A 13,107-nucleotide genomic window follows, 5' to 3' on the forward strand; every position below is an offset into this window, starting at 1 on the left:
ACCAACGCGCCGACGACGCCCGCCCCGGTTGCCCCGCACCAGCCGCCCACCGTCCCCGGCAAGCAGCGGCTGGACCCGCCAGGGACGGTGGGGGCCGGCCGCCTCGGTCGGAATCGGCCACCTCGGTGGAGACGGGCACACCGGTGGAGACGGGCACACCGGGGTCGTGAACTCGGCGTCGACCTGCCCGTACCCGAGAGACTGCGGAAAGGGCCAGGCGGCGTTCAACACGGCCCACGGTCGCCGGGTGGCTAAGGCTCGGATCCCGCAGCCTGCCGCCGTGGGACCGCTCCCCCGCAGCCTTGCCTTCCGGAGGCCACCCACGCCCAGCCCGCCCTGCGCAGGCTGTTTCCGGCCACCCGTCACTTCACCCCCTGGTCCGCCGCCCGCCCGGGAGACGCCTCCGAGCGGGGTCGGGTACGCGATCGACCGCCCCCACCACAACCGGAAGTACGCCGTGCTGGACCGGTCCGACGAGATCGTGACGGAGACCACAACGCCCGAGGAGGCCGTCGGCCCTTCCCGGACAGTCCGGGTCCGGGGCAGGACGGGCTCCCGGGGACAGGAGGGCCCCGACCTGGCGAGCTCCGTGACGTACCGTCAGTTCTTCGGAGCTTCTCCACCCCGCCCGCTACCGGGAATCGGCGCAGGTAGTGACGGTTTCATGGGGGCTTCCGGAAGGTTCCGTGTGCTTCCCGCGAGAAATTTGTGTGCGGGAGCCTCTTGATCCCGGAACATGACAACCGCAATGATTCGAGTCCGCCCGGCGATCAACGCCCCGGGCAGCCGCCCGACCGGTGGCCGCCCGACCGCCCGACTTCGACCCGGAGGCACGAGGATGTCAGAGAGCTCCGCGGCCTCCCCGGCCTCCTGTCGTCAGGACGCGACGCTCTACTGCGACCTGGTCGAGGCCGAGTTACGCCGCCAGGAAGCCGACGGATGGTCCATCAGGGCCGCCGCCCCGTGGCGGTTGGTCTCCCCGGACGGCTGCCGACTGCGCGAGCAGGGCTGGAAGCTGCACCTGTCCGCCACCCCGCTGTCCGCGCCGACGGTCCTCGCCCGTGCCGCCCGGGTCCTCGTCGCCGAGCGGGCCGCGTTCAAGTTCGCGGCGACGCCGGCGGAGGTCGCGGAGCTGGTCTCGGCCGGCTACGACCGCAGCGGCGGCGGCAAGTTCATCACCGTCTACCCCGCGGACGACGACCAGTTCCGACGGCTCGCCGAGGCCCTGCACCTCGCCACCGCCGGCCTGCCGGGCCCCGGCATCCTCTCCGACCGCCCGTACCGTGCGGACAGCCTCGTCCACTACCGGTTCGGCGCCTTCCGCCGGGCCGACCGGCTGACCGCGGACGGCATCCTGGAAACGATGCTGCGCACCCCCGACGACGGCTACGTCCGGGACCTGCGGCAGCCCCGCTTCGCCCCGCCACCGTGGGCACCGGTACCCCCGCTGACCGCCTCCGAGCCCGTACCGGCCGGTGCGTCCGGTGCATCGAAGGACGGACCGAAGGCCGGCACCTCCGGCGCCGCCGGCCCGCCCTGCGCGCAGCGCACGGCCGTCCTGCTGGACGACCGCTACGAGGTCCGCTCGGCGATCCGGCACTCCTACCGCGGCGGGGTCTACCTGGCGACCGACCGCAAGAGCGGCCGCGACGTGGTCGTCAAGGAGGCCCGGCGGCACGTCGGCGCGACGCTGGCCGGCATCGACGCGACCGACCTGCTGCGCAACGAGGGCCACATGCTGGAGCGGCTCGCCGAGCACGGTCTCTGTCCCCGCGCGCTCGGCCTCTTCCACCAGGGCGGCAACCTGTACCTGGTCCAGGAGCGCATAGCCGGCCTGGACCTGCGTGCCTGGACCACCCGTCACCTCGGCTCGGGCACAGGCGCGAGCACGGAGGCGGGAGCGGACCCGACGGAGCCCACGCCCGCGCGGATCGCCGAGCAACTGGTGGACCTCGTCCGCCGGGTGCACGGCCTCGGCCTCGTCCTGCGTGACCTCAGCCCCGGCAACCTCATGGTCACCCCTGACGGCGCCCTGCGCCTCGTCGACCTGGAGGCGCTCGCCCGCCCCGGCGATCTCGTCCAGCGGGTGGAGACCCCCGGATACACGGCCCCCGAGACGGCCGGGGCGCCGGGCTTCGGACCCGCGCCCGCGCCCGAGGCCGACCTCTTCAGCCTCGGCGCGGTGCTCTTCCACCTCCTCACCGGCGCCGACCCCGTGCTCGCGCCGGACCGGCCCGCCCTGCGCGACCCGGACGAGCGACGGGCCGCACTGCTCGACCACGCACTCGCCGGCCGGCCGGAGCTGCACCCCTACCGGGACCTCGTCCTCGGCCTGATGGCCGAGGACCCGGCCCGCCGCACACTCCCCACCTCCGGACCGGCCACCACCCCGACGGCCGCCCCGGCCACCGGGCCCGGCGGGTCCGCGGCAGGTGCGACCACCGCTCGCGCGGTCCACCAGCGGCTCCTTGACGACGGGTTGGGCTGGCTGCTGCGCACGATGACGCCCGACGACGCGCGGCGGCTCTGGCCGGCCGGCCTCTCCGGTGCCACCACCGATCCGCTGAACGTGCAACACGGCGCCGCCGGCGTCCTCGGGGTCCTGACGGCCGCCGCCCGGGCCTCCGACGAACCCCGGCTGCGCGAGGGCGTCTCCGTGGCCGCCCGGTGGATCGGCGACCGGATCGGCGACCGGACCGACGACCCGTCACCGGTCCTCCCCGGCCTGTACTTCGGACGCTCCGGCACTGCCTGGGCGCTGCTCGACGCGGCCCGGTTGCTCGACGACGACGCGCTCGCCGGGAGGGCCGCCGACCTCGCCGCCCGGATACCCGTCCGCTGGCCCAACCCCGACGTCTGCCACGGCGTCGCCGGCGCCGGCCTGGCCCAGCTGCACTTCTGGCAGACCACCGGTGACCCGCGGTTCCGCCGGCGTGCCGAGACCGCCGCCGAGCACCTGCTCGGCGCAGCGACCACCGGCCGCTCGGGCACCCTCTGGCCCGTCCCGCCGAACTTCGACTCCGCGATGGCCGGTATCCACCACCTCGGCTTCGGCCACGGCGTGGCCGGGATCGCGACCTTCCTCCTGCTCGCCGGGCAGGCCACCGGGCGCGAGGACTTCCTCGACGCCGCGAACCGGGCCGGCGAGACCCTGTTGCGTGCCGCCCGCATCGAGGACGGCGCGGCCGGCTGGGCGATGGACGACCGCCGCCCGCAGGCTCCCGCCCATCCCCCGCAGTGGTGCAGCGGGGCGGCCGGAATCGGAACCTTCCTCACCCTGCTCTGGCAGGCCGGCGCGGACCCCCGCCACCGGGAGGCCGCCGAACAGGCTGCCACCGCCGTCCACCGGTGGCGCCACCGGCTGTCACCCGCCGCCTGCCACGGCCTCGCCGGCAACGCCGAGTTCCTTCTCGACCTCGCGGACGCCCTGGCCGAACCGCGCTACCGGCACTGGGCCGACGACCTCGTCGCCGCCGCCCACGCCCGCAGCGTCGTCGACGACGGGCTGCTCCTCGTCCCCGACGAAACCCTCGCCCGCGTCCACGCGGCGTACAACACCGGACTGTCCGGCCTGCTCGGCCTGCTCACACGGCTGCGGCACGGCGGGACCAGGCTCTGGCTCCCCGCCCCGGGGAGTCCCCGTCGAGACGGAGAGGAGGTGAATCCGACATGACGAACGACGTCACGGCTCTGCAGCAGCTCGACATGGACGAAAGCTACGGTCCTTGGGACGGCTGGATCTGCCCGATCATCAGCTGCTGGTCCTCCCACTACGAGGACTGATCAGTCCCCGTCAGCACATGCGGGCCGGCCGGCCATCGCATCCCGGCCGGCCCGCAAGCCTCTCGGCCCCCGTCAACTGCGCTCAGCACCCTCAGCGCCGTGCGCGCCCCCGTGAACACCTCCGGGCCGGCGCGCCGCGGAAACCACCGACTCCCCTCCCCGGCAGGGTCGTTCAGCCCTTGAGGCCGGCCGCGCGCAGGCGGGTGCGGACGGCGTCCCAGGCGGGGTCGGCCGGGGCCGGGGCGTGACTGCCGACTCCGCGGTCCTTGAAGCCGCTGGAGGTGGACACACAGACCACCGGACCGTCGAGCGGCTCGTCCAGGGCGCGCAGGCCGGCCAGTCCGGCCGCCGCCGACAGCTCCACCCACAGGCCCGCAGAGGCGAGTTCGGCCTGCGCGGCGCGCAGCCGGCGGTCGTCCAGGAGCAGCGGCCGGCCGCCGCTGCCACGCAGGGCCACGACGCCGCGGTACCCGCTGACCGGGCAGTCGATGCCGTAGGCGTCGGTCGCCCCGACCTCGACCCGGGCGACGGGCAGCCGCTCGCGGACCGCGGTCGCGAGCGGGCCGCCGGTGGCCGGCTCGCAGCTGAACAGCCGCGGGACGCGGTCGGTGAGGCCGAGGCGGTGCAGCTCGGCGAAGCCCTTGCCGATGCCGAAGAGCAGTTCGCCGTAGCCGGTCGGGACGAACACCGCAGCGGGGACGCCGAGGTCGGCGGCGATCTCGTACGCGACGGTCTTGTAGCCCTCCGGGCCGAAGGAGCTGCCGGTGTGGAAGGGGGTGAGGTTGCTGACCGGGAAGAGGCCGAACTCCGCCACGATGCGCTCGGTCAGCGGCCACCGCTCCTCGACGGGGACCGGCAGGACCACGGCGCCGTACGCGTCGAGGAAGGACGCGGCGGCGGGCGGCACGTCGGACGAGGTGAGCACGACGCAGCGCAGCCCGGCGCGGGCCGCGTAGGCCGCGGCGGACGCCCCGTGGTTGCCCGAGGAGGCCACCACCACGCCGGGGGCGCCGGTGGCGAGCGCGGCGCTCACCGTACAGCGGTTGAGCCGGTCCTTGTGGCTCCAGGTGGGGTTGCGCGACTCGTCCTTGACGTACACGCCGCCGCCGAGGTCGACCAGTGGCGTGCCGCCCTCGCCGAGCCCGGGAGCGGCCAGCGGCGGCAGCAGCGCCGCCCAGCGGTCGAGCCCGGCGCCGGTCGGCCGCGCGGTGAGGAAGTCGGCCGGCACGCGCGCGTAGTCGTAGTCGACCTCGACCGGGTAGGAGACGGTCTCGGTGCTGGTGCGCGGACAACCGCGGGTCAGCGGGGGAAACAGCGGGTAGCGGACCTGCGGGTCGGCGAGGGAGCGCTGGCCCGAGGCCAGGGACGGTGCTGTCGTCATGCCCGAAAGCCTACGAGGAGGCCGGACGGCGCACTGGCGGTCCGTCTGCTGCGGTCTTCTGCCTGCCGTGGCCGCGGTCTGCCTGCCGCGGCTGCGATCTGACGACCCGTCGCGGGCGGCCGCGGTGGCGGGGAGCACCGGCGAGGTCAGTGCGTGCGCAGTAGGTACGGGCGGCGCGGTGCGGGCGATGCCGTTGACGGCGCGGTGCGGTCGGCGCGGTGCGTGCGGCGTCAGTGCGGGCCGTCGGGGGCCGGCCTGGCATTGCCGGGTACCCGCGCCAGGTCGTCGAGCAGCCCGGTGAGCCAGAGGGACACGTCGACGGTGTGCAGGGAGGCCGCCTCGGCCGGCAGCCGGGTGGCCGCCAGCCGCTCGGCGCGCAGCGCGTCCCGCGCGTCGGCAACCGCCCGGTCCGCAGCGTCGGCGGGGGCGCGCGCCAGCAAGGCTGCGCCCTGGCTGCGGAACGCTGCGGCCACCTGGTCGGCGCGGCGCACCAACGCCGCCGCCCGGTCCGGGCCGGCGGCCGCGGTACCGGGCGGGATGCGGGCCAGCAGCGGCTCGGCGCCGCGGACGGTGTGCTGCCCGGTGAGCACGGCGGCCTGCCAGTCGGGCCCGTCCTCGGCCGGATCGTGCCGCTCACTGCGGTACTGGGCGTACTGCGCCTCGGTGAGCAGTGCGGCGTGCCGGGCCCGGGCCAGGGCGCCTCGCGCCGGGCCCGTCCCGGTGACGACGGCGACCGTCTCGCTCAGCGCCGCGGCGCTCCGGTCGAGCAGCTCGGCGGTGCGCCGCCGCAGGTCCTGGCCGCCGCCGCGGGGCCAGGCGAGGAGCCCGGCGAGGATGCCGACGGCCGCGCCGGTGGCCACGTTGACCAGCCGGGCCTCGGCCAGCTGCCAGCCGGCCGGGGCCAGCTGGGTGAAGACCATGGCGATCACCACGGTGAACATCCCCTGCGCCCAGGCCAGCCCGAGCACCGGGCCTGCGGTGAACGCGAACAGCATCACCGGTGGCAGCGCGGCAGCGTAGAAGACCGGGTGCTCGCCGACCGCGAGCAGGAGCACGGCGGTGACGCCGGCGCCGCACGCGGTGCCGACCAGGGCGGGGCGCAGTGCCGTCCGGGTGTCGGCTGCACTGGTGCGCATCAGGGTGAGGGTCGCCAGCAGGACCCAGAAGCCGTGCGTCAGGTCGAGGGCGCCGGCCACCAGACGGGCCGCGCTCAGCGCACCGGCCGTGCGCAGGGCGTTGCGGAAGTACACCGAGCGGGTCGTGAGGTTGCCGCGGATACGGCGCCACCAGAGCATCGCAGCCGGTTCGTGGGCGTACCAGAACGGGCCCGGCCGCCGGTCGGGGGGCGTGTCGTCGGGCGGAGCCGGCACGTGGCGGGCGGTGCGGGTGGCGAGGATGAGGAAGCGGGCGCCCTCGGCGGCGTTCAGGGCCACCGTGCCGAGCCCCAGCCGGGCCGCCGCCGTCCGCCCGAGGCCGGGGGCGGAGGCAGAGGCGGAGGTGTGGGCGGGGACGGAGGCGGAGATGCGGGCGGGGGCAGCTGGCACCCCGGCGGGCGCGGGGGCGGTGCGGGCCGCCTCGAAGGCGGCGATCCGCGCCTCGATCGACGCGGCCGACGGGACCGGCCCGCCGCCCGCCCGCACCCCGCCCCCGGCCGCGCGCAGGGCCTGCGCGGTGGCCGTCACCAGGACGGCCACCTGCGGGTGCGGCCCGCCGACGGATCCGAGCCGGCGGACCCGCAACAGCTCGGCGCCGATGTAGTGCAGGGTGGTCGCGCAGTGGGCGAGGGCGCGGTCGACCGCGCCGGGCCCGGCGGGCCGCTCCATCATCGGGATCCGGGAGAACCGCAGCTCGTCGAGGAGCGCCAGGGCCCGCGCCGACACCGCCGACCCGCCCGTCCCCCCGCCTGCTTTCCCGCCCGCTTCCCCGTCTGCTCTCCCGTCCGCCGCCGCCGGCCGGCGGCCCGCGCACTCGGCGGCGGCCAGATCCGCCAGCTGTGCCAGCGCCCGTGCGGCACGGGCGACGCGGTCGCGGTAGTCCGTCGGCGGCGGCTCCGGCCAGAGCAGCCGCTCGGCCGCCGCGAGCAGGACGAGACCTGTGGCGACGCCAGCCAGTCGCTGCGGCAGGGTGTCCGGGGCGAAGGGCGGGAAGCACGGGAGGATGTAGAAGAGCTGGAGTCCGTTCGCCAGCCCGACCAGCCGCGGACCGCCCACCGACCCGAAGGCCACTGCGAAGCCCACGCCGGCCATCCCCAGCGCCGCCGTCCACGCGTGCACGGCAAGGGCCGTACCCAGGCACACGAGCGCCGCGGCGAACGGCAGCGTCAGCAGCAGTGTGCGCACCCGGGCACGCGCGTCGCCCTCGACCCGGGCCAGCACCCCGACCGCGACCGCCGCGAACAGCGCGTAGGTGGCCGTCACCGGCTGGTGGAGGCCGTAGCGGAAGGTGTAGAAGCCCGCGCACGCGGCCGCGGTGACCCGGACCGCGCGGTGCACCACCGCCGGCTCGGGGCGGCTGCGGCGCGGCTGCTCGGGCCGGCCCGGCAAGCGGCGCATCCCACCTCGCTCCCATGGGCGTTCGGAGTCGTCGTCCGCACCCGGCCGTACCCGGCCGCGACGCGGCGCGGCCGGCGCGGTGGCACGGTCGCGCGGCCGCGCGGCCGCGCGGCCGACGCGGTCCGTACGAGGCCGGTCCGCACGAGGCCGGTCCGCGGCCGGTCTGTACGAGGCCGACGCCGTCGGTCTCCGGCCGCAGCCGCGCCGGGCTGCCCACCGGTGGCCACGCCGGGCCGTACGTCTCCACCCTAGGGTGGCGGGCCACCGGACGCAGGCCCGGTGGACGGGCCCCGGGACGGTCAGGTGGTGACCTTGGCGATGAACGCGGCGAGGTTCGACACCGTGCGCTGGATCTTCTCCTCCAGCGTGAGCGACTCCGGCATCCGGCCGCCGGAGCCCGTCTCCCTCCGGCCCCGCACGTACAGCGAGCAGGCCAGGTCACTGCACATGTAGGCGCCCACCGAGTTGCCCTGGCGACCGGCCGGCCCGGCCTTCGGCGCGACCATGAGCGAGACGCCGCCGGTGTGGGTGGTCACGCACAGGGAGCAGATGCTGCGCCGGGCCTGCCATGCGGCGGCGGCCGGGCTGCGCAGCACGAGCCCCTGCGGGCGTCCGTCGAGTTCGGTGACGAGGTAGGCGCGGTCCGGGGCCTGCGGGTCCCGCCAGCCGAGGAAGTCCAGCTCGCCCCAGGGCTGTTCGACCAGGTCCCGGGGGAGGTTCAGGCGCTTCGCCTCGCCCTTGGTGCAGTTCAGGAAGGAGTTGCGAATGTCGTGCTCGACCAGCTGCTTCATGACATGGAAGGCTAATTTGCCTAAAACCTTTAGGCAAATGGATAAGGGCTGATGGCTAGCAGCGCCACCCGGGCAGAGGCCGGGACCCCGGAACCCCGGCTCCCGGAGCGAGCGGCCTCGCCGACGAGCCTGGGCCCGCCCCGGGCCGCGCAGCGGCACATCGGGGCGGGCCCGGAGAACGGACTCGGAGAACGGGCCGGCGTCAGCAGGTGACGGCCACGTCCACGACCGAGGTGGGCGGGGGCGTGCCGAAGTCCGTCAGCGAGAACGATGCGCGGACCGTCGAGCCGCAGGGGACGACGCCGCTCGGGCCGCCGACGTAGGCGGTCCCGGACCCGAAGTAGGCGGAACCGCTCTCCGTGCCGAGCGACTCCCCGCCGACGGTCGCGGACACCTTGTAGATGAAGCTCCGGCCGGACCCGGGGGCCAGCTGCGTACTGACGCCGTAGACGCGGACGGACGGACCGTCGACCGTCACGCAGACAGTGTTCAGCCGGTTGATCATCCGCACGGACGGGCCGCAGGTCGGCGCGGAGGCGACGGTGGCAGGGGCGGCCGCCGCCGCCGGGGCGGCCGCGACGGTCATACCGAGGACGGCCAGGGCGGCAACGGTGGAAAGAGCGGGGATGGTTCGGTTCATGGGGATTCTCCTGAGGGTCGGCAAGGCATGCCGTGTGGGGCCGACACCCTGTGGACAATGTGATATGTCACATCTGACATTGATACTCCCATGGCGCCGAAGCCCCCAGGACACAGCGGGGCTGCCGGCGGCAGAACGGTCCGTAAACCGTCCCCCTGTGGCCGAAAGGCCTCCCGCCGATCCGGAGGGGCTCACACGGGGACGCCGTGGCATCACCCCGATCGTGAAGTTCTGCGCCGAGGCTCCGGTCGGGTCCCGGTCGCCGGGCTGCTCGCGAGGCGCCCGGGCGCGCGGACCCGGCCGTGCCACCGGCTACGGCGCCGTATCGGGCGCAAGGGCGAGCGCCGCAGCCGGTCCTCGCGCGACTGCGCCGGTCCGTTCGACGGAATCCGCCAGCTGGTCAGGGCACCGATCGTGCTGGTCCGGGACCGGCTCGACACCCATGGACTCTCCCTCGGCCTCCCACCGCCATCACCTTGAGCGCCGCGGTCGGTGACGCCGGCCGCCAAAGCCGTCACAGCTCTGGAGCCGAAGGACTGAAGGGCTGAAGGGCTCGCCGACCCTGGCTGCTGGCCCGGCTCCTGCCCGCGCCGGCCGCCACCGGGGTGAGCGGCCGGCAAGGGCTACCTCCTTCGTCGCCACCCTCTGCCCCGGGATTGCTCCTGCCAGTACGCGAGTGCCTGCCGGGTGGTCGCGAGGTCGGGATGGTCCGGGCGGAGGAGGCGCAGTTGCTCGTTCAGCAGGTCGGAGAGGAGGGCCACTGCGCCGCGAGGGTCGCCGGACTGGCCGCGCCAGCGGGCGAGGGCGGCGCGGGTGCGGAAGATGGCGGACCGGTCGGGGTCGGTGGCCACCGCGTACGGGTCGGACCACGTGTTCCGGGTGCCCCGGGCGATCTCGCGCTGCTCCAGGTGGAGTTGGTCGTTGAGCAGATCGGTCAGGACGGTGACGGCCCCTCGCGCGTCGCCCGACTCGCCCAGCCAGTGGCCGAAGCGGAAACGGGTTTCGAAGATGCCCGGGTTCACCGGCGCGTGCGGGTGGAACCACTCGTTGACGAGCTGGCGGTACATGACCGCTGCCCCGGCCGCGTCCCCCGCCCTTCCCTGCCACTCGGCGGCGTCGTGGCGCAGGGTGGGGTCGAGCGGGCCCCTGCGTCCGCCGACGGCCTCGATGTAGTCGTCATCGGCGAGCAGGTCACCGTAGACGCGGGCGACGCCCGGCAGGTCGCCGGCCTGTTCGAGCCAGTGGGCCAGGCGGTGGCGCAGCTCGGTGACCTCCTCGACCAGGAGGACCCGCTGGGACGGGTACAGCTCGTACTCCGGGGCCAGCAGGGCCAGTTGGTCGTCGATCATCCGACGGTACTCGGCGATCGCCGCGGTGACGTCGCCGGCTTCGGCCCGCAACCGTGCGATCCGGCCGCGCAGCTTCGTCACGGACTCGTGCCGGGCGCCCAGCCGGTCGGCCGTCGTCGGCAGCAGCGCTTCGAAGTACTCCAGTGCGGCCTGTGGCCGGCCGTCGTCCGCCAGCGTGTCGCCCACCCGGAACACGAGGGCGTGCAGTTCCCGACCGGTGCTCCACCCGCACCGGAGCCCGGGCTCGCCGGAACCCAGCATCAGGCCCCGGTCGCGGCGGGTCAGCGCCTCGACGTTGGAGCGCAGCACGTCGGGGGCGAAGTCGAGGACGCGCGAGCGCGGTAGCCGCGCCTGCTTCCGCCGGGGGACCATGTAGAACCTCCCCGCGTTCGCCGCGTCCGCCGACTTCCGGGACGCAGAGAAGAGCAGGTCGGCGGCCACGTCGACCAGCTCTGCGGCCCGGCTCGCGGGCACACCCTCGCGGACGGCTCGCTGCACCATCGGGTGGACCCGCACCGACCGGTCCTGGTCCGCCGGGTCGTAGTCGAGCAGGCTCCACCGGTGCAGCAGCGCGAGCGTCTCGTCGGCGCGCCCGTCCGGCTCCGCGTCCTCGGCCGGGCGGTCGGTCCGCTGCCGGTCGAGGTACCTGACCGCAGCGGTCAGCACCGCAGCCGGGATGCCGTCGGAAGCCAGCGGCGCCACCAGTTCCAGCAGCATGCGCGCCGTCCCGACCGGCACCTGGGCGTCGGCACGCTCCAGCGCGAGGTCCCAGGCGTATGGCAGCGGCAGGCTCTGCTCGTCCGGCAGGCCGCCCGGGTCCGGGACGAGGTCGGCCAGCCGCTGACCGTCGTCGCCGAGCAGCCGCAGGTAGTCGGCGCAGCTCAGACCGGTGCTGCCCAGGTAGGCGGCCGCCTGCGCGAGCGCGAGCGGCAGGTGTCCCAGCTCGGGGGCGAGCGCCTCCAGTTGCTCGGGCGGCTCGAACCGGCCGGACGCGGCGAGCACCGCCGTGAGGTAGTCGAAGGCCTCGGCGGAGCTGAATGACGGCACGGTGACCACCTGCCGGCCAAGCCCCTCGCGGGCCAGGTCCCGGCGCCAGGTGGTGACCAGCGTCCGCCCCACGGGCTGGTCCGGCGGCCAGAGTCCACGCAGGTCGTCGGGGTCGAACAGACCGTCCAGGACGATCAGCCGGCGAACCGTCTCCCCGGCCCCGCCCGGCCGGAGCCAGGCCAGGAACTCCCGCGCACCCTGCTCCGGATCGGCCGGGTCACGGCCGGTGATCTCGGCGATGGCTTGGGCATAGGCGGTCAGGATCGCCGCGCGGCTTCCGGCGGTGACCCAGACCAGCAGGTCGAGTTGCCCGGCCTGCCAGGCGGCGCGGGCCTCGTTCGCGGCCAGCTGGGTCTTCCCGGACCCGGCAGCGCCGACCAGTATCCGGCAGTGCGCAGGGGTGTCGGGAGTATCGAGAACGGCCCGGCGCCGGAAGCAGTGCGCGATGGTTGGGACCGCCCCGACCTGGTGCGGCCAGGCCGCCGGAGCATGTCGGCCGGCGTAGTAGGCCACCTGGTCGGCGTGGCCGACGGCGAAGCTGTGGTTGCTCGCCTGCACCCCTGTGAGCGGCGGCTGTGGCGAGGTTTGTGACGGGCTTGGCTCGGCCGGTCCGTTCAGCCCTTGGGCGGATCCGGCACCTGAGGGTGGCCGATCTGCACGCCCCCGTGGATCACACCGGCGGCGACCGAACCCTCCTGGGCGCCGATGTGCACGTTTCCGCCGACCGCCATACCGCCGTCCCCGGCCGACACCTGGGCCTGAACCGCGCTCTCGGCCAGCAGCTCGCGCAGCGCCTCGCCGGCGCGCTCGCGCTCGTCCTCCGGCAGGTCCTCCAGGAACGCCTCGAACCGGGCCTGCCAAGAGGCCTCCTGGCGGATCCGGAGCCGCTCAAGCTGCCCGCCGTCAGCCGCAACGAGCTCGGCGGCAGTCCGGCCCAGCCGCTCCAGCTCGGCGCTCTCACGCTGGGCGTTCCCCCGCCCGAACCAGGCGGCCACCCGGCCTCGGAACCCCTCCCAGGCCTCGGTCCCGGCCGCGGTCATCACCGCCGTCCCACCGGACATCGCCAGCGCGGTCAGCGCCTCGGACAGCATGCGCAGTCCCCCCTTGTCGACAACCGTGACCCCGACCGTACCGCGAGCCGGACACCGTGCCCAGGCGGATTTTCACGCAGTTACGGAGGCGAGCAAGGACTGATGACTACCCGTCAGCACACCGGCCAAATCGTCACCCCGAAGCGCCGAAGTCAGTAACCTCTCGATTCCTGGAGCCCGCCCGTGGAAGCCGAGCGGATGACCGTTGATCCATCTTCCGGCCCGGCCCGGCCCGGCACAGGCCCGGGGACCGGGACCGGGACCGGGAAGCCGTCGAGTAGATCCCGGGACACCCCTTGAACCACGCGCGGCCCACCACCACAGGAAGCGCATCCGGCGAACCACCCGGACGCACCCGGTGCCCCACCCCGCGAGCCCCCCGAAACCACCGCCCCCCAGGGCCTGGTTCCGCACGCCCGCACACCCCCAAAGGACACCCATGACCTTCCGTCACGAGACCGCCACCGCCACCA

7 protein-coding genes are annotated in these 13,107 nt (G+C 75.0%); 1 reads left to right on the top strand and 6 read right to left on the bottom strand.

The features are described from left to right. Positions 1-838: 838 nt before the first annotated feature. Positions 839-3,673, top strand: a complete 2,835-nt coding sequence (lanL, locus tag J5Y04_RS35905; RefSeq protein WP_209416725.1) for a class IV lanthionine synthetase LanL — start codon at positions 839-841, stop codon at positions 3,671-3,673. 282 nt (positions 3,674-3,955) lie between these two features. Here lanL and J5Y04_RS35910 read toward each other — a convergent pair whose 3' ends face one another. The 6 genes from J5Y04_RS35910 to J5Y04_RS35935 all read right to left on the bottom strand — a co-directional run bounded on the left by J5Y04_RS35910 (position 3,956) and on the right by J5Y04_RS35935 (position 12,634). Beyond that, complete coding sequence (locus tag J5Y04_RS35910; RefSeq protein ID WP_209416726.1) at positions 3,956-5,164, bottom strand: pyridoxal-phosphate dependent enzyme; 1,209 nt, start codon at positions 5,162-5,164, stop codon at positions 3,956-3,958. 230 nt (positions 5,165-5,394) lie between these two features. Continuing rightward, a complete protein-coding gene (locus tag J5Y04_RS35915) occupies positions 5,395-7,716 on the bottom strand; it encodes an FUSC family protein (RefSeq protein WP_209416727.1) in 2,322 nt (773 codons plus the stop codon). A gap of 299 nt (positions 7,717-8,015) precedes the next feature. Further along, positions 8,016-8,507 (bottom strand): FBP domain-containing protein, encoded by a 492-nt coding sequence (locus J5Y04_RS35920; RefSeq protein WP_209416728.1) that lies wholly within the window; start codon positions 8,505-8,507, stop codon positions 8,016-8,018. A 202-nt stretch (positions 8,508-8,709) separates the two neighbouring features. Then, entirely contained in the window at positions 8,710-9,147 is a 438-nt protein-coding gene (locus tag J5Y04_RS35925; RefSeq protein ID WP_209416729.1) for a hypothetical protein, read from the bottom strand. Positions 9,148-9,770: 623 nt separating this feature from the next. Beyond that, entirely contained in the window at positions 9,771-12,101 is a 2,331-nt protein-coding gene (locus J5Y04_RS35930; RefSeq protein WP_209416730.1) for a tetratricopeptide repeat protein, read from the bottom strand. 56 nt (positions 12,102-12,157) lie between these two features. Then, the gene (locus tag J5Y04_RS35935) at positions 12,158-12,634 is read right to left on the bottom strand and encodes a hypothetical protein (RefSeq protein ID WP_209416731.1); all 477 of its coding nucleotides are present in this window, start codon (positions 12,632-12,634) and stop codon (positions 12,158-12,160) included. Positions 12,635-13,107 lie beyond the last annotated feature (473 nt).

Origin of the sequence: Kitasatospora sp. RG8, from assembly GCF_017813315.1 — a bacterium.
Classification (GTDB): Bacteria; Actinomycetota; Actinomycetes; order Streptomycetales; family Streptomycetaceae; genus Kitasatospora.

What these genes read in the sequence shown, in the direction of transcription:
- lanL (WP_209416725.1), top strand. Translation starts at nt 839, where the DNA reads ATGTCAGAGAGCTCCGCGGCCTCCCCGGCCTCCTGTCGTCAGGACGCG.
- J5Y04_RS35910 (WP_209416726.1), bottom strand. Translation starts at nt 5,164, where the DNA reads ATGACGACAGCACCGTCCCTGGCCTCGGGCCAGCGCTCCCTCGCCGAC.
- J5Y04_RS35915 (WP_209416727.1), bottom strand. Translation starts at nt 7,716, where the DNA reads ATGCGCCGCTTGCCGGGCCGGCCCGAGCAGCCGCGCCGCAGCCGCCCC.
- J5Y04_RS35920 (WP_209416728.1), bottom strand. Translation starts at nt 8,507, where the DNA reads ATGAAGCAGCTGGTCGAGCACGACATTCGCAACTCCTTCCTGAACTGC.
- J5Y04_RS35925 (WP_209416729.1), bottom strand. Translation starts at nt 9,147, where the DNA reads ATGAACCGAACCATCCCCGCTCTTTCCACCGTTGCCGCCCTGGCCGTC.
- J5Y04_RS35935 (WP_209416731.1), bottom strand. Translation starts at nt 12,634, where the DNA reads ATGCTGTCCGAGGCGCTGACCGCGCTGGCGATGTCCGGTGGGACGGCG.